The 22,596-nt window shown below is 38.8% G+C and carries 19 protein-coding genes; 10 read left to right on the top strand and 9 right to left on the bottom strand.

Annotation, left to right across the window (positions count from 1 at the left end; all coding sequences use genetic code 11):
• Nucleotides 1-42 precede the first annotated feature (42 nt).
• Both ACE1B6_RS25880 and ACE1B6_RS25875 read left to right on the top strand, forming a co-directional pair.
• Nucleotides 43-930 carry a PhzF family phenazine biosynthesis protein gene (locus tag ACE1B6_RS25880; protein ID WP_413260174.1) on the top strand — a complete coding sequence of 296 codons (888 nt, stop codon included), beginning with the start codon at nt 43-45 and terminating at the stop codon, nt 928-930.
• A 97-nt stretch (nt 931-1,027) separates the two neighbouring features.
• Nucleotides 1,028-1,396 carry a DUF1823 family protein gene (locus tag ACE1B6_RS25875; protein ID WP_413260173.1) on the top strand — a complete coding sequence of 123 codons (369 nt, stop codon included), beginning with the start codon at nt 1,028-1,030 and terminating at the stop codon, nt 1,394-1,396.
• Here the strand turns inward: ACE1B6_RS25875 and ACE1B6_RS25870 are convergent.
• From ACE1B6_RS25870 to ACE1B6_RS25830, 9 genes are all read right to left on the bottom strand, one after another.
• Nucleotides 1,383-2,180 carry an inositol monophosphatase family protein gene (locus ACE1B6_RS25870; RefSeq protein WP_413260172.1) on the bottom strand — a complete coding sequence of 266 codons (798 nt, stop codon included), beginning with the start codon at nt 2,178-2,180 and terminating at the stop codon, nt 1,383-1,385. The two genes, ACE1B6_RS25875 and ACE1B6_RS25870, sit on opposite strands and share 14 nt — an antisense overlap.
• A 98-nt stretch (nt 2,181-2,278) precedes the next feature.
• On the bottom strand, nt 2,279-2,761 hold the full coding sequence (locus tag ACE1B6_RS25865) for an adenosine-specific kinase (RefSeq protein WP_413260171.1): 483 nt from the start codon (nt 2,759-2,761) through the stop codon (nt 2,279-2,281).
• A 63-nt stretch (nt 2,762-2,824) separates the two neighbouring features.
• Nucleotides 2,825-3,046, bottom strand: coding sequence for a DUF4327 family protein (locus tag ACE1B6_RS25860; RefSeq protein ID WP_413260170.1), 222 nt, complete (start codon nt 3,044-3,046; stop codon nt 2,825-2,827).
• 165 nt (nt 3,047-3,211) lie between these two features.
• Nucleotides 3,212-4,387: a hybrid sensor histidine kinase/response regulator gene (locus tag ACE1B6_RS25855; RefSeq protein WP_413260169.1), complete on the bottom strand. Its 1,176-nt coding sequence runs from the start codon at nt 4,385-4,387 to the stop codon at nt 3,212-3,214.
• Nucleotides 4,388-4,498: 111 nt separating this feature from the next.
• The gene (locus tag ACE1B6_RS25850; protein WP_413260168.1) at nt 4,499-7,645 is read right to left on the bottom strand and encodes a PAS domain S-box protein; all 3,147 of its coding nucleotides are present in this window, start codon (nt 7,643-7,645) and stop codon (nt 4,499-4,501) included.
• Nucleotides 7,646-7,858: 213 nt separating this feature from the next.
• Complete coding sequence (locus ACE1B6_RS25845; protein ID WP_413260167.1) at nt 7,859-8,617, bottom strand: peptidase; 759 nt, start codon at nt 8,615-8,617, stop codon at nt 7,859-7,861.
• A 14-nt stretch (nt 8,618-8,631) separates the two neighbouring features.
• Complete coding sequence (gene secG, locus ACE1B6_RS25840) at nt 8,632-8,880, bottom strand: preprotein translocase subunit SecG (protein ID WP_413260166.1); 249 nt, start codon at nt 8,878-8,880, stop codon at nt 8,632-8,634.
• Nucleotides 8,881-9,009: 129 nt separating this feature from the next.
• A complete protein-coding gene (gene gpmI, locus ACE1B6_RS25835; RefSeq protein ID WP_413260165.1) occupies nt 9,010-10,608 on the bottom strand; it encodes a 2,3-bisphosphoglycerate-independent phosphoglycerate mutase in 1,599 nt (532 codons plus the stop codon).
• 325 nt (nt 10,609-10,933) lie between these two features.
• Nucleotides 10,934-11,761 carry a RusA family crossover junction endodeoxyribonuclease gene (locus ACE1B6_RS25830; RefSeq protein ID WP_413260164.1) on the bottom strand — a complete coding sequence of 276 codons (828 nt, stop codon included), beginning with the start codon at nt 11,759-11,761 and terminating at the stop codon, nt 10,934-10,936.
• An 84-nt stretch (nt 11,762-11,845) separates the two neighbouring features.
• Between ACE1B6_RS25830 and ACE1B6_RS25825 the strand changes: the two genes are divergently transcribed.
• From ACE1B6_RS25825 to ACE1B6_RS25790, 8 genes are all read left to right on the top strand, one after another.
• The gene (locus ACE1B6_RS25825) at nt 11,846-12,760 is read left to right on the top strand and encodes a helix-turn-helix domain-containing protein (protein ID WP_413260163.1); all 915 of its coding nucleotides are present in this window, start codon (nt 11,846-11,848) and stop codon (nt 12,758-12,760) included.
• Nucleotides 12,761-12,774: 14 nt separating this feature from the next.
• Nucleotides 12,775-13,374: an urease accessory protein UreG gene (gene ureG / locus ACE1B6_RS25820; protein ID WP_413260162.1), complete on the top strand. Its 600-nt coding sequence runs from the start codon at nt 12,775-12,777 to the stop codon at nt 13,372-13,374.
• Between the two features lie 220 nt (nt 13,375-13,594).
• Complete coding sequence (locus ACE1B6_RS25815; protein ID WP_413260161.1) at nt 13,595-15,040, top strand: cytochrome ubiquinol oxidase subunit I; 1,446 nt, start codon at nt 13,595-13,597, stop codon at nt 15,038-15,040.
• Between the two features lie 191 nt (nt 15,041-15,231).
• Entirely contained in the window at nt 15,232-16,245 is a 1,014-nt protein-coding gene (locus ACE1B6_RS25810) for a cytochrome d ubiquinol oxidase subunit II (RefSeq protein ID WP_413260160.1), read from the top strand.
• A 206-nt stretch (nt 16,246-16,451) separates the two neighbouring features.
• Nucleotides 16,452-18,815, top strand: a complete 2,364-nt coding sequence (locus tag ACE1B6_RS25805; RefSeq protein ID WP_413260159.1) for a WD40/YVTN/BNR-like repeat-containing protein — start codon at nt 16,452-16,454, stop codon at nt 18,813-18,815.
• A 190-nt stretch (nt 18,816-19,005) separates the two neighbouring features.
• Nucleotides 19,006-20,295 carry a Rieske 2Fe-2S domain-containing protein gene (locus ACE1B6_RS25800; protein WP_413260158.1) on the top strand — a complete coding sequence of 430 codons (1,290 nt, stop codon included), beginning with the start codon at nt 19,006-19,008 and terminating at the stop codon, nt 20,293-20,295.
• Between the two features lie 199 nt (nt 20,296-20,494).
• A complete protein-coding gene (locus ACE1B6_RS25795; protein ID WP_413260157.1) occupies nt 20,495-21,520 on the top strand; it encodes a polysaccharide pyruvyl transferase family protein in 1,026 nt (341 codons plus the stop codon).
• Nucleotides 21,521-21,543: 23 nt separating this feature from the next.
• On the top strand, nt 21,544-22,518 hold the full coding sequence (locus ACE1B6_RS25790) for a glycosyltransferase family 2 protein (protein ID WP_413260156.1): 975 nt from the start codon (nt 21,544-21,546) through the stop codon (nt 22,516-22,518).
• The last annotated feature ends 78 nt before the right edge of the window (nt 22,519-22,596 follow it).

Below are 22,596 nucleotides of genomic sequence, written 5' to 3'. Positions count from 1 at the left end.
GACACGAAGGACACGAAGGAAAGAGAAGAAAGAGAGGGTGTGATGTTACGGTTTTATATTGTTGATGTGTTTGCTGAGGAAAGGTACGCTGGTAATCAGTTGGCTGTTTTTACTGGTGATGGGGTGGCGCGTCTTTCTGATGCGGAAATGCAGAAGATTGCTAAGGAAATGAATTTTTCGGAAACTACTTTTATTACTTCTAATGAGGCGATAAATGGTGGTTACAATGTGAGGATTTTTACGCCGGGACAAGAGTTACCTTTTGCTGGTCATCCGACTTTGGGAACTGCGTTTATTTTACAGCAGGAAATCATTAAAGGTTCGGTGGAAAGGGTAGTTTTAAATTTAAAGGTGGGACAAATTCCGGTTACACTGAATTATCAGGGTGAGGCGGTAGAATGGTTATGGATGCAGCAAAAAACTCCTACTTTTGGTCAGGGTTTTTCGCCTAATCAGCTTGCACCTGTGTTGAATTTAGAAGTTGAGGAAATTGATTCTCGGTATCCGATCGAAGAAGTTTCTACAGGTGTACCTTTTATTATTGTACCTTTGAAAAGTCACGCCGCTTTGAAACGTATTAAGGTCAATAAAGATAAGTACTTTCAGTTAGTAAATAATACAATAGCGAAGGCAATTTTGGTCTTTTGTCCTGAAACGAACAAACCGGAAAATGATTTGAGTGTGCGAATGTTTGCTGATTATATGGGTGTACCAGAAGACCCCGCAACAGGTAGCGCAAATGGTTGTTTAGCTGGGTACTTAGTAGAGTATAATTACTTTGGTGAAAAACCAGTTGACTTAAGAGTTGAGCAAGGTTATGAAATTGGTAGACCTTCTTTGCTACTATTAAAATCACAAAGAAGTACCACAGGAATTGAAGTATTTGTCGGCGGAAAATCCATTATGATAGCCAAAGGCGAATTCCTCTAAACAAATCATCTGCGTTGAAAAACCAAGATTAAAACCGAAGCCAAAAACTCTCATAAACATCTGCGTTCATCTGCGTTCATCTGCGGTTTATAAAAAAATGTCCAACCTCCCACCATTAAATACAGACACAATTTGGTCGATCGTCAAAGAAGAAATTGACACCCAAACAGTTAACCAATTACTTTGGTATTACTTAGGATACCGCTACGACGAAGCAACCGGAAAATGGGATAATTCCGCTGTCGCTGATGACTGGAAAAGCGAGTATCCTAACCCCCCAGATTTTATCGGTTGTCGTCCCCCAACAGTAAAATTAACTCGTTCTATTCCCCAAGAAAATAAACAGTTGTTAAAGCAAAAATTGGGTTTTAAAGGCTATAAAATTGGGGAATTTGGCCCAGAACAAACTAGGAGAGCAACGGCGGCTAATTGGTTGTTGAGTTATATGGAAATTAACGGGAATTAATTATTTCCAATAACTCATTCATCAATTTAACATTAGCCGCACCAATTAAAGTGGTAGCAGTATAATCAAAAGCTTCACCTGTTAGTTGTTGAAATACTGCTCCCGCTTCTTTGGCGATTAAATATCCTGGCATAATATCCCAAATATCATAGGAATAAACCAGGTAAATATCGGTTTTTCCAGAGGCGAGAGCAGCTAAATCGTAACAAGCTGCACCCCACATTTTTAATCGATTTATGTGATTTACGATCGCACAAACTCCCCCCAATCTAACTCGGTTTTTCTCAGTGCGATCGCTTCCCTTACTAAAATCTCCCATCGATGCGATCGCCTGACTCAATTCCCCACAAGAACTAACATAAATTCTCTCACCATTTAAATAACTCCCTTGATTCACCGCAGCATAATATATCTCCTCAAGTTCCGGTAAATAAATAACAGCAACCACAGGTTTTTTGTTAATTAACAGCGCCATTTGAATTCCATAAATCGGAATCTTTCGCGCATAATTACTAGTTCCATCCAAAGGATCGATTACCCAAGTTCTCTCATCAGTAATTTCGGTTATATATGTTTCTTCCGAAATAATTCGATCGTTGGGGAATTCCTTCAATAACTCATCAACCAGAAATTTTTCAATTGCATAGTCCGTAGAAGTTACCTGATCGAATTCGCCTTTTTGATAGACATTCGTTGGTGTCGATCGCACTTTTATATGCAAGCAAGCAGATGTTTTGATAAGCTTAGTCGCAAATTCTAATTCTGCTGTAAAATTATCAGTCATATCTTCGTTAGCAATATTTAAAAAACCGGATTTATTAACAAAAAACCTTGATTAATTGCTAACAAATCCGATTTCTGACACAAATAACAAATCACCAATTAAAGCTTATACCCAATCTTTCGCAAAAACTCTTTCCTTGCAGTTACATCATCTGCACTTTCCACACCTTTGGGTGAAAAGCCATCCACAACCCCTAAAATTCCTCTTCCTTGTTCGGTTTCCGCAATAATTACTTGCACAGGATTTGCGGTGGCACAATAAATCGTACAAACTTCCTGACACTGTTTAATTGCATTTAAAAAATTGATCGGAAAAGCTTCTTTTAAAAGAATGACGAAACTGTGTCCGGCGGCAATATCCTGTGCATTTTTAGTAGCAGTTTCTTCTAAAGTTTTTTCGTTTCCCGCTACTCGAATTAAACATGGCCCAGAGGCTTCAGAAAAAGCAATACCAAATTTCACCTGTGGCGAAGTTCCCACCATTATTTCATACAAATCTTCTACGGTTTTAATAAAATGACTGTGACCAATAATGATGTTACTTCCTTCAGGAATTTCCACTGGGATTGCTTTCAGTTCCATTGTGATTTCTTTTACCTCGCTAACTAGATTTTACTTTTATAGCGTTAGTTTTTTTGGTGGTTATTAATCTTCTGACCAATCTTCTCGACCTAGTAAATCAATGATGCGATCGCGCAACAAATACCCATTTAATTCTAACTCTCGTTCTACATAAACCCATTCCCGCACTGGAATAAATTGACAAAGGGTATAAATTGGCTGATTACGGCTAACTGTTCCTTTTCTGACTAGTTCTCTTGCTTCTTCTTGAATCAGATTTATATCATAGCGAATTGTCGTAATCATAAGTTTGTCTCCAGGTTGGCTCAACAATTCTGAGTAAAAACACTCAATACTTTGACTCACAACTTAATTTAGCAAATTAAAGTGAATAACCTCTAAATAGGTAATGAGTCTTAGCATAAGTATTTAGTTTTGTATCAAGCTCAATCAAAATTAATTTTTCGGAGTTCAAGCTAATGGTAAAGTAAACCAAAAGGTAGTTCCTACTCCTAATTCACTCTCGACTCCAATAGCACCGCCATGTGCTTGAATAATGTGCTGGCAAAGATACAGTCCTAAACCTAAACCTACTGATTGGCGTTTTTGGCTTCCTTGAAAGTAGAGATCGAAGATATTTTTACATTGTTCTTGACTGATACCTACGCCATTATCTGCAACTGTGCAACGTAACCATCCATTTTCTACTGTAGCATCTAAAGTTAAACGAAATCCTGGTGGATTGTGTTTTAAGGCGTTGCCGATTAAGTTTTGATAAACTCTAACTAAGTGGAGTGTGTCGGTTTTAACTAAGGGTAAGTTGGGGGAAATGCGATCGGACAATACCACTTGTTCCTTCTCTAACATTGGCTGCAAATCTACCAATGCCGACTTTACCAAACTGTGTAATTCTGTAGGTTTGTAATTTAACTTAAGTCCCCAAAGTTCTGCTGCATGAGTTTCAATTAAGGAATTAATTAACCCTAACTGTCGCTCATTACTCTCTTGCATTCTTTCTAAAATTTTACGTGGAAGTTGAATTGTTTCTCCAACTTGATTAGTTAAATTATTTAACACCATTTTCGTCCCAATTACCGGATTTCTTAAATCATGAGAAACTGCATGGAGAAATACATTTAGTTGTTGGCGTAATTGAGTTTCCAAAGCTTTTAATTGAGCATTTGCTTCTTCTGTTGATAAGCGGTGGCGGATTTCTTCTTGCAATTGAGAATTTTGTTGTTGTAATTGTTTTTGTAACTTCCTAATATTTACGTGAGTATTAACTCTAGCTAAAACCTCTTCTACCTGAAAAGGTTTGGCAATATAATCAACTCCTCCAACTTGAAAAGCTTTGACTTTATCAAACACATCATCTAAAGCACTAATAAAAATCACCGGAATGTCGCGAGTTCTATCTATTTTTTTCAAGCGACGACAAACTTCATAGCCATTCATATCTGGCATATTAATATCAAGTAAAATTAAATCCGGTGTCACTATCTCTACAGCTTGTAATGCTCTTTCTCCATTAATCACCTTTCTCGTCTTATATCCATTTTCAGTTAACATCAGAGATAACAGACGCAAGTTATCCGGGGTATCATCAACTAATAAAAGATCGGCAGAGACAGCTTGAGATGTATTCATCAGCACAGAGTATAACTGTTTTAACAATTAGCTAAAGGTTAGCTGTAGGTGAAATTCAACTAACTACTAACCAGTTTATCCTTAAAAACTAAATCTGGTGCAAGCTTTCTACTATGAAATAAGTGCAGCCTTAGTAAGATCGCTAATTGTATCTAAGCGATATTTATCAATTAAACTTGATAAAGCATTTGCCAAACTAGCATAATTTTCAGGAATTTGTTTAATTAACTCATCAGCGACAGTATCATCACCGCTGACAGATGCTTGGTGTAATTGTGAAATCCATGCTAATGGCATGACTTGTAGAGCTTCAGAAGTTAAATTAAATTGGGGATTTGAGATTTCATTTTTGTTATTTACTTTTTCATTTTCATAAATGTAGCGTAATCCTAAATGTTTCGCCATCGTTTCCCAAATTGTTGCTTCTCGAAAAGGTTTCCTGACAAAATCATCGCATCCTGCTGCTAAAACTAAAGAACGATCTTCTTCTAAGGCGCTAGCAGTAACGGCAATAATAATTGTATTTTTTCCTTTTGGTTTGCTTTTAATTATTTTAGTTGCTTCGTAACCATCCATTACAGGCATTCGCATATCCATCCAAATTAAATGAGGTTGCCAAATTTCCCATTCTTTTACAGCTTCCAACCCATTTTCTGATTCTTTAATCTCCCATTTCAAAGGTGCCAATAATTGATGCAGGAGTAACCGATTATCCTCTACTTCATCAACTATTAAAATGCGATATTTGGGTTGATTTGGTGCTAAATCAATTACTCTAGGAATAGGTTTATCTGTGGGAATATCTGTAGCACTGCCAAGTTTTACGCGAATATCAAATCTAAAAATACTACCTTCATTTAATCTACTTTTAACAATAATATCTCCCTCCATTAATTGCACAAATTTTCGGCTAATCGCTAGTCCTAAACCTGTACCTTGTTGGCATTTTCTTCCGGTTTCAGTTTGCACAAATGGATCGAACAATTTTTCTATTTCATTTTCTGCAATTCCCGTACCAGTATCTTCAATTTCAAAAGTTATTAAACTTGAATAATTAACAGGTTTTTTGCTACTAATTCGTAAAGTAACACCGCCTTCTTCGGTGAATTTGATCGCATTTCCTAAAAGATTAATTAGAACTTGGCGTAATTTATTTTCGTCGGTTCTTATGTATTGGGGAACTTCAGGAGAGCGATCGAATATTACCTGCAAACCTTTAGCTTTCGCTTTCAATCGCAACATCCCTTCTAAAGTATCCAGTAAATAATATAAATCGAACCAATTTTCATTAAGAATAATTCTTCCAGCTTCAATTTTTGACATATCTAAAACATCATTAATCAATGATAATAAATGTTCGCCACTACGACTAATGATGTCTAATTCTTTAGTTCCTGAAGCAAAAGCCGGATTTTTTGCCATCAACTGTGTAAAACCTAAAATCGCATTTAATGGCGTTCTTAGTTCGTGACTCATGTTAGCAAGAAACAGGCTTTTGGCTCGATTTGCAGCTTCTGCGGCATCTTTTGCTTGCTGAAGTTGCATTTCTGATTTTCGCAATGCTTCTTCTGTTTCTTTGCGAAGAGTTATATCTTTAACGGTGCCTTCATAGTAAAGTAAATTGCCTTTTTTGTCTCTGACAGCACGAGCGTTTTCCGAAATCCAAATTATGCTACCATCTTGGCGATAAATTTCCGCTTCAAACTCTAATAAGATTCCATGTTTTTCTAAATTTTCAATAAAATCTTTTCGACTTTTTAAATCAACATAAAGCCTTTTTGCACTGAGATCTTCCATTAACGATTCCGGTGAATCATAACCATAAATTTGGGCTAATGCTGGGTTAGCACTAATAAAAACTCCATCAATTGTAGTTTGAAAAATTCCCTCAGTGGCATGATCGAAAATACTGTGATATTTTCTTTCTGATTCTTTTAAGGCAGCTTCGGCGCGTTTGCGATCGCTAATATCCCGAATCACAAAAATCGATCGCTGCCAATCTCCAATATCAATTAGTTCGATCGAAATTAATGCCGTAAAAATTTCCCCAGATTTCCGCCGAAATAACACCTCTCGATCGCGAACTGACTCGCCACTTTGGACTTTTTTAATTAACGGAGAACGTTGTTCAGGATTTACCCAAATGTTTAATTCTAATGAAGTTTTACCCAAAGCTTCTTGTCTAGAATAACCCATAATCTTGGGAAAAGCATCATTAACTTCAATCATTAATCCATTGCTAGGATTAGTAATCACCATTACATCAGGACAAGCTAAAAAAGCCTTAGAAAACTTCTCTTCCGAAAGTCGCAATTCTGCTTCGATTCTTTTGCGATCTTCAATTTCTGATTGCAACATCGCATTTGTTTCTTTAGTTTTGGCGATCGCTTCTCGCAACCGACTCGGATCGCGCATTAAAATAAACACTTGAATTCCACTAACTACTGCCAAAACTCCACCAATTATACTAATTAAAACATTGTTTGGTGCGATCGTCTCCCATCCCTGTTTCGGAATCCCAGCCAACTGCCAATAACCATTAGGCAAACTAACTTTTACGATCGCCGGATTTTCTTGAAAAATTGCCGCATCTCCGAAAAATACCTCCCCTTTTTCTCCCAATCCATCTCTCCCCCGCAAACCATATTTTAAAGTAATTTTTTCCGCTAAAATTCCCGATTTCTTATATAAATCTTCTGGCTTAATTACAATTCCTATAAATCCCCAAAATTCGCCGCTAGCAGGTTTACCATTTGGCGGAGTTACAAACACTGGAGTATAACTAATTAATCCCGTACCTCCTTCTATTAATTTAACCGGGCCAGTAATCATAGTTTTTTTAGTATCAATAATTCGCTGCATTGCTTCCCAACGTCCGGGAATTTTCTTTAGATCGATCCCAACTAAAGATTTAGCTAATTCCGGGGGATAGCCAAAAGCTATTACACTACCTTTAATTGCACCGATCGAATAAATATCTTCTTCTTGTTCGGAAACTACTTTAGCAATTTGATTAAATTCAGCCGCAGTCACATCAGGATTAACTGAGATATAAGCAGCTAAACCACTTTTTGTCGCTAGTTGGGTATTCAAAGCATTTTCCAAATTTGCCCTGACAGCATCCAGTTTATTTAATACCTCGCTACGTTGGCTTTGGCGGTATTGTTTTTGTTCAGCTTTCGCTAAAAACCAGACTCCCATTAATATCAATATTATTGTAGTAAACCCTGCTAGGTAAGGTAAAGTTTTGGCAGTCATTGTCAAACCCCAAGATTAATACACTCAATCAGGTTGAGAAATTTTGGTTAATAATTCATGCTTAACTTCCTTAATATTACTCCTTAAAATGTCCACTTGATAACGAAACGGAGAAAGTAACACTTTAATCTGTCTTTTTTCTAGCTGATTATTTAATAGTCTGATATTACTCTTTAGTCCGCGTAGGCGGACTTTGTTTGTGTAGCAGCGATTTCAATCGCCATAAGATATGGGGGCTAACTTCCATCCCAAGCGAGTAGGCTGTTGATAAATCCTTTTCAAAGTGTTAACATCTCGCGAAGAAATTGGCGGTGAATCACGAACTTGAGAAAAATATAACGCATCCGTTTCTACAGGACTGTGACCCCAAATACCTAACGCATGACCGAGTTCATGGCGGATAGTTGGTAAAATGTAATCGCTGACTTTATTAGGATTTACGTTAATTGTAAACTTGTGAGATAAAACTGTTTCGCCCTTGGCAGATTGACGACGATAAAATTCATAACGTGCCTCAGCAGTCCGGGCGCGAGGTAACTGAAACCTACCTGTGTTTCTATCAAAACTCGGTTTCCAAGCTGGTGCAGAACGCCAAATTAAAATATCAGCAATAGTAGAATCTTCGACAACTTCTAAAGGTAAATAAACATTCCATTCTTTAATAGCTTCTAATGCCGCACTTACCCATTTTTTCGCTTTTTCGGCATCAAAAGAAACCTCCTCAGCATTTTTTTCCGGTTCTACAAACACTTTAATCGGAAATTCTGACCACACTAAATAACCTGCTGGCGTTGGTTTAATTTCCGTAAAATAATCACCGCTATTGCTGTTATCTTGCCATTGCGCCAGAGATGGTGGTAGAGGATGAGCTTGCAGAGGGGGTAATTTCTCGGTTGTTTCCCCCCAAACCGCAAAAGTTAAGACGAGGATGCAGGTACAAACTGCTAAGCCGATCGCCCAGAGTTGACGCATCCTAATTCGCCTTACTAACCGATCGGAGGACGAGGAGCTAACCAATTGGCACTTAAAACCACGGTTATCCCCATAAAAATGATAGTCAGCGCCCAAGTCACGCGATTGAGAGTGGTTTCTGCACTCTTGGTGCTGCTAAAAAGTTGAGCCTGTCCACCAATAGCCCCAATTCCATCTCCTTTGGGGCTATGCAGCAAGACTAATACAATCAGACCTAAAGCGGAAAATGCCCAGATCGCTTCTAAAACATTAATGACGGTCATTGGTAATTTGGTGATGGGTAATGAGTTATTTAGTGAGCAGCGAACCTCAAATTTCGAGACTTCAAATTTTAAAGACGGAAACTCAATCCAAAACTCAAAATCTCTAATTTAAAATTGCTCATTACCCAATTATAAGGAAACTCGGACAGGGGTGCGATTAGGTTTCGTTTGATATTCAGCCGGAAGAATCATCGATCGACCTGTCATTTCCGGTGGTTGCGGAATCTTCAAGATTTCCAAAATTGTTGGCGCAATATCTGATAACCGACCATCTTCGCGCAGCGGAACCTCAGTTCCATGTCCGGGAATTTTCAACCCTTCACCTTCCACCAATATAAAGGGAACAACGTTAGTTGTGTGAGCAGTCCAAGGGTTGCCTTTTTCGTCCCGCATTAATTCCGCATTACCGTGGTCAGCAATAATAATTGCTGTACCGCCAGCTTTGTTAATGCTTTCCAGCAGTTTTCCCAAACATTTATCTACCGTTTCCACAGCTTCGATCGCTGCTTCCATTTTTCCGGTATGTCCTACCATGTCTGGATTAGCGTAGTTAATCACGATCATCGAGTAGATGCGTTTTTCCACTCCACCGATCGCCACTTCCGTCACCGCTGCTGCTGACATTGCGGGGGCGCGATCGTAAGTCGCTACCATTGGACTTTGTACCAATTCCCGATCTTCACCTGGAAAAGGTTCTTCCAAACCACCATTAAAGAAGTAAGTTACATGAGCATACTTCTCCGTTTCCGCCGTGCGAAGCTGCTTTAAACCACGTTTGGCAACCACTTCACCCAACAAGTTAGTCAAGTTTTGCGGTTCAAACGCCACCAAAACCGGAAATTCCGGGTCATACTGCGTAAAAGTCGCATAACTTAACGGCGTGATTTGCTTTCGGGGAAAACCGTCAAAATCTGGACTCACAAAAGCACTGGTAATTTCTCTCGCCCTGTCAGGACGGAAGTTAAAGAAAATAATCCCATCTCCAGATTCTACGGCTCCCGGAGCAATCCGAGTTGGGAGGATAAATTCATCGGTTAAGTCTGCGGCGTAGGAATTAAGCATTACTTCCACAGCACTTCGCCCATCGCCTTGACCATCTTGGGTCATAATCTCGTAGGCTTTTTGCACTCGATCCCAACGCTTATCTCGATCCATCGCGTAGTAACGCCCGGTGATGGTAACAATGCGTCCCACACCTATGCGATCGATGTGGCTTTGAATTTGTTTAATTACTTCTACACCCTCTTTCGGGTTAGTATCCCGACCATCAGCGATCGCATGAACACAAACATCAGAAATACCTTGGACTTTCGCCAGGTCTAGCAGTCCTAATAAATGGCTGATATGAGAATGTACGCCACCATCGGAACACAAGCCCATTAAATGCAGCTTGCCTTTGCGACTTTGTACTTCCTGACAAACTTTTACCAAAGCTGGATTTCTCAGCAAAGAACCATCTTCTACCGCATCAGAAATGCGAACTAATTCTTGCGGTACTACCCGCCCAGCGCCAATGTTCAGATGCCCCACTTCGGAATTACCCATTTGCCCTTCTGGTAGTCCCACTGCTTTTCCAGAAGCACTGATTAGGGTGTGGGGATAAGCTGCCCACAGGCTATCCATTACGGGTGTATTTGCAACAGCAATGGCGTTGCCGTCAGTTTCTTCACGAAATCCCCAGCCATCTAGAATTATTAGTACCACTGGAGAGACGGGCACTTGGGCCATATTTAAATCACTCTTCGTTCAGATATTCATCCGAAATCATATCACTTACTTATATCCAAAAAACTCAGTAATAACTGCTATTTGTCAAGGCTTGCATACATAACTTTTCATTAACCTCAGCCCTGGAAACACCCACTGCTCTGGTTTTTTCTATCTCAGTATTTTTTTCAACTCATCTTTAATGGTTACAGCTGACTCGTAAATAGCGAACTCTAGAGATAATTAAAAACTAACATTTCTTTTATATTCAAATCCTTTAATCTGTCAATAGGAAAAATTTCCTCTCATCCTCCCCTGCCCCCCTGCCCCCCTGCCCCCCTACCTCTTAAATGCGTGACAATTGAGAAGACTTCTGGAGATTGAGCCAACTTTTAGCGATCGCCATATAAGTTTTCGCCGACTGTTCTGAAATTTGACAATGAGTACTTAACCAAGTTAACCATTCCGACTCAGGTAGTAAACTGTGAGCTTGCAACAAAAATTCTCCAGCATTTCTTGCGTGTAACATGGCGGTAGCTGGCGCAGCTTTCGATCGCTGATATTCCTGATTAATTAATTCCGCTAATTCTAACAACTCCTGAGAGTCAGAAACCTCTTCTTTAAGAACTTCCACAACTGTTGTTACCGTTGGCGTTTCTGCGATTGTTTCTGGGGCGATCGACTTCATTGATACTGACTCAATTTCCGTGACTTCCGCCCTTTTAGTAGGTAATAAAACTTCTGGATAAATAGCGATCGCTTGTTTCTTAGTCTCCCGAAATCCCGGATTTTCCAGATCGATTATCCGCCCATTCCAAATTGGATGGTCAGCAAGATGAATCTCTACTAAATCCTCACCTTTTTCATACCAATGTAATACCGGAGACATAATAAATTTTAAACTATCATCTTGAATAATCCCGCCTTCCACTAATCCATCCATAACAAACTTAGCCGCCGCCGAAATATTATCAGGATCGCGGCGAAAATTTTTAATTTTCCAAATGAACTCAATCCAAACTCGATCGGGAAACTGCCTCCGACCAAAACATTCTACCGCAATTCTATTTGTCCACGCCCGCTTTTCTTTAGCACTGGCATAAACATTGGTTCTAGCAGTCCCAATAATTTCATTTAACGTCGGAGGAAGAGGAAAAACAAATTTCGACAACATGAATTTTTTACCGCGTGGTCAAGTCAGATGATATGGTATCTTTTATTGAAGATCTCAACTATAGTTCAAATCTAGGGTAACAACGTGAACATTTTAACTACTGAGCAAGGAGAAAAACTCAGAGAAATAGGAACCTATCTCCGCAGTTTAAGAAAAGAGCAGTCAATTTCTTTAGAACAAGTAGCTGCTAACACCTACATTCGTGCCAGTCTTTTAAGGGCGATCGAAGAAGCAAAAGAAGAAAGTCTGCCAGAACCAGTTTACATTCAAGGGTTTATCCGCCGCTATGCAGATTCTCTCGGCTTAGATGGTAACGCTTTAGCAATGACTTTTCCGATCGAATTACCACCTATAGACTTAAGCGATCAATTATTAGATGCAGAAGTAATTGGCGGTAAAAAATATGATGCAAATAATGATGGGGAACGTTCCAAAGAAGAGTCAGCTTCATTAGCAGAAAAGTTTTCTTTACCCTCTTTACCCGAAAAACTGACAATTCCTTCTATTCCCTACTTACCTTACATTTTGGCAACAACACTAATAGCACTGGGGGGCATTTTATACTTACTAAATCGTCCGCAAACATCGCCATCTGTTGTTCAAAATAAACCATCATCAACTACCGAACAAAAGAAAGTAGAAAATACTGTAGCATCAGTCACGCCAAAAAGTAATCCTAATTCGCCTACTAGTTCTACACTATCTCCCACCTCGACACAACCAGTTGCAGCCACACCTGAAAATACCACACTTAATACCCCTTTCCAAGTAACCGCCCAATTCCAAGACGATTCGTGGATGCGCGTAACCGTTGACGGTAAAGTAGAATTTGAAGGAATTATATCTAAGGGAACCCAACAATCTTGGTCTGGAAAAGAAAGAATTGTAATTCGTGCGGGTAATGCGGGGGTTGTGTTAGTTTCTAGGAATAATCAGGAAGCAAAACCTCTCGGAGAAGCAGGTAAAGTAGCACAAGTAACTTTCACTCCTGAACAATAATTGAGAACATAAATATGACTGTATTTCGTGTAGGAATTGCTGGCCCTGTAGGGTCAGGAAAAACTGCTTTAGTCGATGCTTTGTGTAAAAATTTACGAGAAAATTACAGCATTGCTGTAGTTACAAATGATATCTATACTCAGGAAGATGCTCAGTTTTTAGTACGTTCTCAAGCTTTATCTAGCGATCGCATTTTAGGCGTAGAAACAGGCGGTTGTCCCCACACAGCTATCCGCGAAGATGCTTCGATCAATTTGGTAGCGATCGAACAACTAGAACAAAAATTCATTAACCTAGATTTAATCTTTGTCGAAAGTGGCGGAGATAACTTAGCCTCAACATTTAGCCCCGAATTAGTAGACTTGACAATTTACGTCATTGATGTTGCCGCAGGTGATAAAATTCCCCGCAAAGGTGGCCCCGGAATTACCAAATCTGACTTAATGGTAATCAATAAAATTGACCTCGCCCCAATGGTAGGCGCAGACTTGGGAGTAATGGAACGCGATGCCAAAAAAATGCGCGGCGATAAACCTTTTGTATTCACCAATTTAAAAACCCAAGCAGGACTAACTAAAATAGTTGAGTTTATTCGTTTACATATAGGTAGGTGAGGACAAGGGATTCTGTAGGGGCGGGTTTAGTAGACAACTTTTGCTACTGACAAATAATATCAAGGCAAAACCCGCCCTACAATTCAAAACTCAAAACTCAGAACTTTCCCAGTCCCTATCTTAAGACTTTCTAAGAAATGTAACGACAAGTATCAAAAGTTAACTATTCTAATCTAAAGGTAACAACCCTCAAAGTTAACGACTAAATAGGGAGCTATTGATGGAATTTTTCTCGAATACCGTTGCATTATCACGCGCCCAGTTTGCGCTGACTGCAATTTTCCACATGCTCTGGCCTGTGCTGTCTACAGGCATGGTGATATACTTGGTCGTTGTCGAGGGACTGTGGCTAAAAACTCGCAACCCTGACTACTATTACCATGCTCGTTTTTGGTCAAAGCTTTACATTCTCAATTTTGGTATTGGTGTAGCCACAGGAATTCCAATGGAATTTCAGTTTGGCACAAATTGGGCACCTTTTTCGGAAGCTGTGGGTAATTTTTTCGGCAGTGTAATTGGTTTTGAAGCTTCTTGGGCATTCATGCTGGAAGCGGCTTTTTTAGGAATAATGGTGTTTGGTTGGGAAAGAGTCAATCCGATCGTTCATTATTTATCGACAATTTTGGTAGCAGTTGGTGCAAATCTTTCAACTTTGTGGATTTTAACTGCTAATTCTTGGATGCAAACTCCTGCTGGTGGAGAAATAATTGATGGCAAATTTATTGTCAACGATTACTTTAAAGCAATTTTAAATCCTTTCATGGCGGTGAGTGTTTCCCATATGTTTCTCGCTACTTTGGAAACTTCACTGTTTGTAATTGGGGGAATTAGTGCTTGGTACATTTTCAATAATCGGCAACCTGCTTTTTTTAGCAAAGCTTTTAAGATTGCTTTAGCAGCTGCGATCGCCGTTGCACCCCTACAAATCTACGTCGGACACTTAAGCGGCGAACAAGTTCTCCACTATCAACCTGCCAAATTAGCCGCAATGGAAGCACAGTGGGAAACTGTACCTGCTGGACAACCTGCTGATTGGAGTTTGTTAGCAATTCCTAATCAAAAAGCCGAAAAAAATGATTGGGAAATTTCCATTCCCAATGGCTTAGGTTACATTTTGGAATTGAAGAAAAATCTCTCCGCACCTGTAAAAGGTTTGAAAGAATGGCAACCCGAAAATCGTCCTCATTTAATTGGCTTAATTTATTATTCCTTCCGTGCAATGGTAGGAATTGGATTTTTCCTAGCTGGACTAATGTTAATTACCACTTTGCATTGGTTGTTAGGTAAACTTTCAACAGAAAACATAGCCAAACAAAAATGGTTAATGTTCGCTTGGATTTTCGCCGCACCTTTAGGATACATTGCCGTAGAATCTGGTTGGATCGTGCGTTGTGTGGGAAGACAACCTTGGATACTTTACGGACAAATTCGCACAGTTGACGCAGCTTCGCAACTTCCTGCTAGTAATGTATTAACTTCTTTTCTCGGTTTTGCTGTAGTTTATAGCTTTTTGTTTGTCGCAGTTCTGTATTTTGGTAGTCGAATTATCCGCCGAGGCCCAAGATTAGATTTACCAATACCCGGAGTAGAAGTTACTCGTCCTGCGATCGAAACCACACCCGGAGAATTTGTTCCCGACGAACGTCCTGTAGAAGCACAACAATAGAGTTTTTTTACCACAGATATCCACAGATAAACACAGATGAACACAGATGAAATATAGCAATCCTCCTCTTCTTCTTCTCTCTGTGTCCTCTGCGTCTCTGCGGTTCAAAAAAACTTTGTAGAGACTTTGTAGAGACGTTATATACAACGTCTCTACATGAATTAGGATTCACTGGAAAACCGGAGTAAAAAATGGAAACTCTCAGTTATTTTCTCCCACAAGTTTGGTTTGGAATATTAGCATTATTCCTCTTCCTTTACGTTATGCTAGATGGCTTTGACTTAGGAGTAGGAATCTTATCTGTTACCGCTTCTTCCGAAGAACGGCGCAGCATTTTAATGACCAGTTTAAGCAACATTTGGGATGCGAACGAAACTTGGTTAGTTCTCATGGGTGGCGGTCTTTTCGGTGCATTTCCCCTCGCTTATGGAACTATTCTCAACGCCCTATATATTCCCATTTTGTTGATGGTTTTCGGCTTTATTTTTCGGGCGGTAGCGTTTGAATTTCGCGAACAAGCAACCCGCAAATTCTTTTGGAATTATGCCTTTGGTGCCGGAAGTTTTTTAGCTGCACTTGGTCAAGGTTTTTCCCTTGGTGGCGTGTTAGCTGGAATTAAAGTAGATGCAGCGGGTCATTTTATTGGTGGAACTTGGGATTGGTTAACTTGGCAATCAATAGTAGTAGCTTTGACTTTGATTCAAGGTTATGTTTTGATTGGTTCAACTTATCTAATTTGGAAAACTACCGGAGAGTTACAAGAAACTCACTATAAAACGGCAAGACTTGCAGCAATTACAACTTTAATTGGGGCAATTTTGATTACGATCGCAACTCCCATATTTTACGAATACGCTAGGGAAAGATTGTTTCAGCAACCACAAATTTACATCTTTTCCTTAATTCCAGTTTTGGGAGTTGTGTTAATTGGGTTGTTGCTGAGAAGTTTAGGGCGGAAGGAAGAAAGATCTCCGATTGTCTGGACAATTCTCCTATTCCTTTTAACTTTCATCGGCTTAGCTTTGGTAGTTTTCCCTTACATTATCCCAACAGAAATCACCATTTACGAAGCTGCTGCCGATCCCAGTTCTTTAGTAGTAATGATCATTTTCATCGGTGCTTTAATTCCAGTGATGTTATTTTATAACATCTATCAGTATGTCGTCTTTCGAGGCAAAATTACTGGTGGAACTTATGGGGAATAAGGAATTTTAGATATGAGATTTGGCTGTTCCTTACTAAGGTTGATAAATTTTGCTAATCGATTTGTTTTTGTGTCAGCTTTACAAAGCATCGATTAATTTTTTTATCACCTCAAGTACGGAAGAGCCAAATTTTAAAATTTCTATGAATTTTTGAGCAATTTATTAAAATTTATCGAGATTGTTCCCGTTTTTTCCCGGAAAATCAATTGAGGAAGCGGTCAGCCAACATTCCAGTGCGATCGAAACCTGTTAAATTAAGATTAACGGCTAAAATATTAGTAAATTTTTGGATGAAATTCATTAAAAAGAGGCGGAAAACTTTATTTTATTTAGCTTTAACATTAAGCTTTGCCTTGTTAGCTATTTTTACCCAAAGTCTTTTTAGTACTCCCCTTCAATCGGATTTATGTCCAGTGGCAAAAGACAAAAGTGTATTTACTACTGCTACAGGAGAAAAGTATCAATGGAGTAGTGTAAAAATGGGCGGAGGTGGTTTTGTTACTGGTGTGATAGTTCACCCTAATTCACCAGATATTGTTTACGTGCGGACTGATGTGGGAGGAGTTTTTCGTTGGAATGTTGAAGAACGAAATTGGACGCAGTTAATTAAAGCCGATCGGTTGCCAAATAATATTTCTTATTCTATTGAGAGTATGGCGATCGCTCCCCAAGATCCCAATATTCTTTACATTGCCACAGGTGCTTACACAAAGAAAAATAAAAATTTAAATCCAGGGAATTTACTGAAATCTAGCGATCGAGGTAATTCTTGGCAAGTACTCAACTTAAGTTTACCAATGGGAGGTAACGAATTTTGGCGTTGGACGGGAGAACGATTAGCGATCGATCCAAATAACAGCAATCTGGTATATTTCGGTTCTCGGCTGAATGGATTATGGAAAACAGAAGATGGAGGAAAAACTTGGAATCAGGTTAATCCATCTCTAGTACCTACTGGCAATTCCCACCCAGAAACTAATCAATTAGCAGGTATTACTTACGTAGTTTTCGATGCTAATTCAGGCACAATTAATGGCAAAACAAAAGTAATTTACGCTGGTGTATCTGGTGAAGGCATTTATCGCAGTAATGACGCAGGTACAACTTGGGAATTATTAACAAATGGCCCAGCAAAAGACTTAGTACCGCAACAAGCTGTGGTCAACAATCAAGGAGAATTAATCACCAGTTTTTATGGCATCAAAAACAAATTAGATGGAGGAGTTTGGAAATTTACACCATCAGGTTGGCAAGATATTACACCCAAAAAAGAGCGAAACTATTCGGCAATCACCGTAGATCCAAATAAACCAAATACTATTTTTGTCGTTACTTATCCCATGACTCCAGAAGATATTTATCGCTCAGATGATGGCGGAAAAACCTGGGTAGTGTTAAAAAATACTCTTAATGGCATTAACTGGTGGCCTAATTGGAGTTTTTATACCTTAACTGGAGGGATAGCTATTTCCCGATCTCATCCAGAGCAAATTTGGCTAACTAATGGAATTGGAGTTTGGCAAACAGAAAATGCTAATCAACAGAATGTTAAATGGTCAGCTGCCGTTAATGGAATTGAAGAAACAGTTAGTTTTGATGCTATTAGTACGCCAAAAGGAGCGAGTTTAATTACCGCAATAGCAGATTTTGACGGATTTCGTCATGATTGTTTAAATGCTATCCCAATCAAAAGTCATGGTAATGGGATTTTTAACACCACAACTAGCTTAGCTTATAGTAGCAATAATCCTAATTTTATAGTTTCCGTAGGAGCCAATCATCATGAATCTTGGAAAATAAGAGCAGGCTTTTCTGTAGATAATGGTAAAAATTGGCAAAACTTCCCTTCAATTGAACAGAAAACCCATCCTGAAGAATTAGTGTTTGGGAATGTCGCCGTATCTGCGAGTAATACGAAAAATATTGTCTGGCAACCTACCAAAGGGAAATTACCTTATTTTACAAAAGATGGAGGAAGAAATTGGCAAAAAATTGACTTTTTTAGTGATGAAAAAATCGGCGGAGGTGTTCACACTGATTTATGGAATCCCCAAAAAGCTTTAGCTGCTGATTCAGTTAAAGATGGTACTTTTTACATTTATCATCATCGACGTGGGCAGTTAATCCGTACCGATGACGGCGGGGAAACTTGGCAGATTGTCAATGAAAAATTGCCTGCGGAGGTATGGCGGGGAGCTAATTTAAGATCTGCACCTAATATGAAAGGTGAGATTTGGCTAAGTCTCAAAGATCGGGGATTGTACCGTTCTAGCAATTTTGGGCAAGATTTTACCAAGGTTGATTCGGTTGAGGAAGCTAATGTTTTAGGTTTTGGTAAAGCAGCGCCAAATGTGAGTAATCCAACAATTTTTGTTCAAGGTAAAGTTAAGGGTGGGGTTGGGGTTTTCCGTTCTACAGATTTGGGGACTAGTTGGGTGAAAATTGTTGATTATCCTGATGGTAACTTTTCGGGAACACTAACGTTAGTAGGCGATATGAATGTGTTTGGTAGAGTTTTTCTTGGGACAGATGGCAATGGGTTTATTTATGGAGAATTGATGGATAGGTAAATTTTCTGGCGGGTAGGAGCTAGTATAGTTTGATGTCAGAGGAGCGATCGCAAAAGTTTCTGATTTATTAATAATTTGTAAATATTTCAGGGAATTTTAGCTTAAATATTTACAATAACATTAAAATTATCAGGCAAACCAAATGATATCATCAAATAAATTGTAAAACAACTGGTTTTATTAGAGTTTTATGAAACAAACTGCCAAGAGTGTTGGACTTGATCGTACTGAGTTAATACCATTTAATGAGATTACTCAGCGTCTATTGCGAGGCGAAATTATAGTGGTTCCTGAATGTCTTCAAAGGATTGGATACTTTGAAGAAATAAAAGAAGCTAGCCTAGCAGGAATAAGACAAGCTACTAATGATGAAAAAGCTGCTCAAGTTCGTCGCAAAGGATTAGAAGAAATTCATACAGTAATTGATGTCGATGACATAACCTCTGTTAGCGATCAAACTTACAAAACTATTCGTCCGCTGGCATCTAAATTAGCTAAAGCATTGGTAAGAGAAATATTTCAAGAAAAAACTCATTACTATTTTGAGGAATCACCTAATGTAAGGTTTCATATTCCCTATGATTTAACCTTATCGAGAAGAAAGGAACTCAACCAATTTAAGTACAATGGTAAAATAACGCCTCACGGCCCCCATCATGATAGTTGGTATCAATGTCCTACTAACTGTGTTAATGTATGGATTGCAATTGGCCCAGTCAAGGTAGGAAATGGGTTGAACATCTATCCGACAATTTATGGTAAGAAACTACCTTGTACTCAGGAAGGTAAAATAGTCCCCGGACAATCTTTCGGGCCAGTCCTAAGTTTTAATTTGCAACCAGGTGATGCTTTAATTTTTCATGGTGAGCATCTTCATAGTTCTGAATTAAATAGCACAGATTTTACAAGATTTGTAATTAGCATGAGGATGGTTATAGGAACACCTCATTTCTTAGAAGACTCTCCCTATAAAGATAACTATATCTTTGGTGACACTAGAAAAGGTATAGGAGCAAGATTTTCAGAAATTGCTGCGAATCTAGGGCGTAATCTTAGGAAAAAACTAAATAGAGGTGAAAGATCCTATATACTATCTAATTTAAAATCTGTTGCTTTTAATGATAATTCCGATTCTTTTCCAACTAATATTCCAGTGGAATCTATCAAAATTCCATCAGAAAACAAAACCAAAACGATATTTGATTCAAAGGAGTTACCTGTAGGTTCAATTCGTCCAATCTCAAATAAGATGTGCGTCGCACGATTACCCGATCAACGAGTCATCGCTTTTAGTCGATACTGTTCTCATGAAGGAGCAGATTTAGCTAGTGGTTATCTCAGAGACGGGTGTGTTGTTTGTCCCTGGCATAGTTTACCTTTCAACTTAAAAGGGGGTGCTAGTCCTTGTCAATCTTTGGCATCTTTGGAAGCTACCGAGTGTGTGGAAAATGAAGGTAAAGTAGAAGTTACCCATAACTAATGTATAGAACAATACAGATCTATATTGAAGGTTCAAGTTTCCAGAGATTTTGGTAGCAGCAAACATAATTTGTAGATCTGTATTGAAGGTGGAAGTTTCTCGAAATTCCGGTAGTAGCAAAGATCATCTTCATGATGAACTAAGAGAATTTTTTAATACTAAAATAAGTAGATTAGTAAAGTAAAGGAAGAGTTAAGTGATGAAAATTCTGGTTGCTGGGTGGTTTAGTTATAAAAAATGTAATGTCACAGCAGGGGATTTGATGGCAAAGGATTTGGTCTGCGAATGGATAGAAGGCGCAGGTTATCCTTACGATGTTGCATTAGCGCCTCCGCTTATGGGTGGTGTAGATTGGCAGTTGGTTAATCCTGATGATTACTCCCATGCTGTTTTTGTTTGTGGGCCTTTCCCCTACATGAATTTAACAGTTGATTTTCTCGAACGCTTCAAAAAGTGTCGTTTGATTGGCATTGATTTGTCGATGATCGAGCCAGTAAACATCTGGAATCCTTTTGATGTACTTATTGCTAGAGACAGTTCTGAACAAAACCATCCTGATATTACCTTTCTGTCATCACAACCGAAAGTTCCTGTAGTGGGAATTATTTTAGTTCATCCTCAACAAGAATATAAAGAAAAGTGTAAGCATGAAATTGCTAACCAAGCAATTGAAGACTTGATTCAATCAAGAGAAATGGTGGCAGTTAGAATTGATACGGGTTTAGATCCAAATACAAGTAATCTCCGCACAGCCGCCGAAATAGATTCCTTGATTGGTCGGATGGATTTGGTAATTACAACTCGTTTACATGGAACAGTTTTAGCGTTAAAAAATGGAGTTCCTGTAATTGCGATTGATGCAATCTCTGGAGGAGCTAAAGTTTTACGTCAAACAAAAACTATTGGCTGGCCTATAGTATTTTCTGTGGATCGACTGTCCGCTCAAGAATTGGATCGAGCCTTTGACTATTGTCAGACAGAGGCAGCAAAACAAGAAGCCAAAGAGTGTCGAGTTCGTGCTGCTAAAGCTGTTGAAGAAGTGCGAGAAGAGTTTATTTCATCTCTAAATTCTAATTCTTTATCTGCTAGTAGGATTTGGCGTGAAGAATCACTGGACAAATCAGCATTAGCTTCTCCGTCAATGGCAAAAGTTATGTTATACCGAGCAATAGGATTAAAAAAACGAACGACTAAAGCCATAGGAAATTGGATTCTGAGTCTATAAAAATTCATGAATGAGAAATGGTAATGCCTACAATCTCAGTTATAATTCCAGCGTATAATGCCGAACGGACAATTTTAGAAACAATCCAGTCGATTCAGCAACAAACTTTCCAAGATTTTGAGTTAATTGTAATCAATGATGGTTCTACAGACAGAACTTTAGAGATTCTGAATCAGATCAATGAGCCGCGACTCAAGGTATTCTCATATAACAATGGGGGACTGCCAACGGCACGAAATCGAGGTATTAGTAATGCTAGCGGTGAATTTATTTCCTTCATTGATGCTGATGATTTATGGACAGCTGATAAATTGGAATCACAGTTGATGGCATTGCAACAAAATCCCAATGCTGGTGTTGCTTATAGCTGGACATTGAATATGCGTGATGAGGGACAATCCGTATCTTTTGCACAAGGAGCTTCATCTACTCTTGAAGGAAATGTTTATCAAGATTTATTGCTCGGTAACTTCATTGGTAGTGGTTCAAATATTTTGATTCGTCGATCGGTAATTGAAATGATTGGTGAGTTTGAACCCACTATGAAAAGTTTTGAAGACTGGGATTTTTATTTACGTGCAGCAGCTAAGTGTGAGTTTGTGGTTGTTCCTAAACCGCAAATTCTTTATCGCCAAACATCCCAATCTATGAGTTCCAAAGTAGATGTGATGGAAAAAGAAGGTTTGCGTGCAATTGAACGAGCATATCAAGCAGCCCCACTGGAAATACAATATCTAAGAAATAAGAGTCTTGCTTTTCTTTATCGGTATTGTGCGGGACTTTGTTTAGCTAATAACATAGATGCCAAGTTACTTAAATATGCTCAGGAAAAATTATGGATAGCTGTGAAACTTTATCCGCCAATTTTGCGAGAAAGATACGCGCAAAATTTAATTACTAAATTATTAGTCAAGCGAGTATTACCGGATAGTGTTTCTCAGTTGGTTATTTCAGTGTTGAAAAAACCATTTTCTCGGCGCGATCCTCGACTTCACTAAAAAGTATTTAACTATTGGAGGTATGAGATTGATGCGCTTTTACATAATTTTTATGGCTCAATTCAGCATTTGAATTTA

The sequence above is a fragment of the Floridaenema fluviatile BLCC-F154 genome (assembly GCF_041929135.1).
In the GTDB taxonomy this organism is placed as follows: Bacteria; Cyanobacteriota; Cyanobacteriia; order Cyanobacteriales; family Aerosakkonemataceae; genus Floridanema; species Floridanema fluviatile.
This window is presented reverse-complemented; position numbering and strand designations above follow the sequence as displayed.